The organism is Campylobacter sp. BCW_4332 (assembly GCF_001763175.1).
In the GTDB taxonomy this organism is placed as follows: Bacteria; Campylobacterota; Campylobacteria; order Campylobacterales; family Campylobacteraceae; genus Campylobacter_D; species Campylobacter_D jejuni.
Window position 1 is genome coordinate 1 of record NZ_MJYF01000033.1, and the last position, 1,960, is coordinate 1,960.

A 1,960-nucleotide genomic window follows, 5' to 3' on the forward strand; every position below is an offset into this window, starting at 1 on the left:
ATCATCCTATACCTTTTTTTAATCCTAGTTCTACTTTAGCTTGGGCAGGGATTGCTTATGATAAGAGTCAAAGTTTTGAAATGATGGAGTATTTTGAGAGTTTAGGACTTAAAGCTGATGATGAGTGTTTAGGAAATAATGCCCTTACTGATTATATTGGAGTGGGTGGAAAAAATAAAAAAATGATTGATTATTTTTTTAAAAAAGGATGTAAATTTGAAGTTTATGATGAAAAAGGTGCCACCCCTTTGCATTCTTGGATATTGCTTGGCGATCCTGAGTCTGTAAATTCTTTAGAAGTGGCTTTACAATTTGGCGCTGATGTAAATATGAGAAATATTAAAACAGAACATGAACATAGTTATATCGATGCAGGAAAAACCCTTTTACATATAGCTGCAAGATCTGAGGAAAAACCTATTGGAACTTGTTTGGAAATTTTGATCAAATATGGAGCTGATGTCAATGCTGCTAATTGCACTATCAATAAAACTAAAGATGATAAAATTAATTATTTTAAACCTAATACTCCATTAGATAGGGCTATTTCTTTTGGGATAAATAAAAATAAAACAATCTTAAAAAAAGCAGGTGCTAAGACTTGGGAACAATTGGTTAAAGAATACAATATTGATACAAGCTTGGAAGAACCAGAACAAATTAAAATGTATGAAGAAAGAAGAAAGATAAAAAAATAATAAAAAGGAGATATTATGGAATTTGATGTTGAAATTTTAGACAATCTTGAGAATTTTAAAGAATTCTTAAAAACAAAACCTAGCAAAGAAGTTTTACAGGCTGTTAATTCTCATTTAGAGGGTTTTTTAAGTGATGCGTATGATCATATCGATCCAGAAGAATACGAAGTCGCTTTTGAAGAAGAAACAGGAATATCTTATCGTGATGCTACTGAGGAAGAATTTGATGAGTGGTTTATTGCAAATGTACTTTGCTTTGAAGATTTAAGTGAGATTTGCAAAATTCTTCGATCACTTTTAGAGGCTAAAGATTTAGATAAAGCTTTGGAAAATTTTAACAAATAAAAAAAGATTTTTAAAAAATTATTTTAAGGAAAAACACATGAAAACTTTAGAAGAAATGCAAGCTATGGATGAAGAAGCTATAAGGGAGTTAGGTTGGGAGTTTTTTGATCTTATTAAAAATAATAAACTTAAAGAAGTGAAAGAGTTTTTAAAAGATTATCCCGTGCCTGAAGTATTTTTAGAGAAACGTCGTAAGGTATATTGGTGTAATCATCCTATACCTTTTTTTAATCCTAGTTCTACTTTAGCTTGGGCAGGGATTGCTTATGATAAGAGTCAAAGTTTTGAAATGATGGAGTATTTTGAGAGTTTAGGACTTAAAGCTGATGATGAGTGTTTAGGAAATAATGCCCTTACTGATTATATTGGAGTGGGTGGAAAAAATAAAAAAATGATTGATTATTTTTTTAAAAAAGGATGTAAATTTGAAGTTTATGATGAAAAAGGTGCCACCCCTTTGCATTCTTGGATATTGCTTGGCGATCCTGAGTCTGTAAATTCTTTAGAAGTGGCTTTACAATTTGGCGCTGATGTAAATATGAGAAATATTAAAACAGAACATGAACATAGTTATATCGATGCAGGAAAAACCCTTTTACATATAGCTGCAAGATCTGAGGAAAAACCTATTGGAACTTGTTTGGAAATTTTGATCAAATATGGAGCTGATGTCAATGCTGCTAATTGCACTATCAATAAAACTAAAGATGATAAAATTAATTATTTTAAACCTAATACTCCATTAGATAGGGCTATTTCTTTTGGGATAAATAAAAATAAAACAATCTTAAAAAAAGCAGGTGCTAAGACTTGGGAACAATTGGTTAAAGAATACAATATTGATACAAGCTTGGAAGAACCAGAACAAATTAAAATGTATGAAGAAAGAAGAAAGATAAAAAAATAATAAAAAGGAG

General features: G+C 30.1%; 3 protein-coding genes. All 3 read left to right on the plus strand.

Annotation, left to right across the window (positions count from 1 at the left end):
- Positions 1-698, plus strand: a 698-nt coding sequence (locus AJN64_RS02475) for an ankyrin repeat domain-containing protein (RefSeq protein WP_148122985.1), incomplete at its 5' end; no start/stop codon positions are given.
- A gap of 15 nt (positions 699-713) precedes the next feature.
- Positions 714-1,043: a hypothetical protein gene (locus AJN64_RS02480; protein ID WP_044779636.1), complete on the plus strand. Its 330-nt coding sequence runs from the start codon at positions 714-716 to the stop codon at positions 1,041-1,043.
- 37 nt (positions 1,044-1,080) lie between these two features.
- Positions 1,081-1,950 carry an ankyrin repeat domain-containing protein gene (locus AJN64_RS09365; protein WP_070292623.1) on the plus strand — a complete coding sequence of 290 codons (870 nt, stop codon included), beginning with the start codon at positions 1,081-1,083 and terminating at the stop codon, positions 1,948-1,950.
- Positions 1,951-1,960: the final 10 nt, after the last annotated feature.

What these genes read in the sequence shown, in the direction of transcription:
- AJN64_RS02480 (WP_044779636.1), top strand. Translation starts at nt 714, where the DNA reads ATGGAATTTGATGTTGAAATTTTAGACAATCTTGAGAATTTTAAAGAA.
- AJN64_RS09365 (WP_070292623.1), top strand. Translation starts at nt 1,081, where the DNA reads ATGAAAACTTTAGAAGAAATGCAAGCTATGGATGAAGAAGCTATAAGG.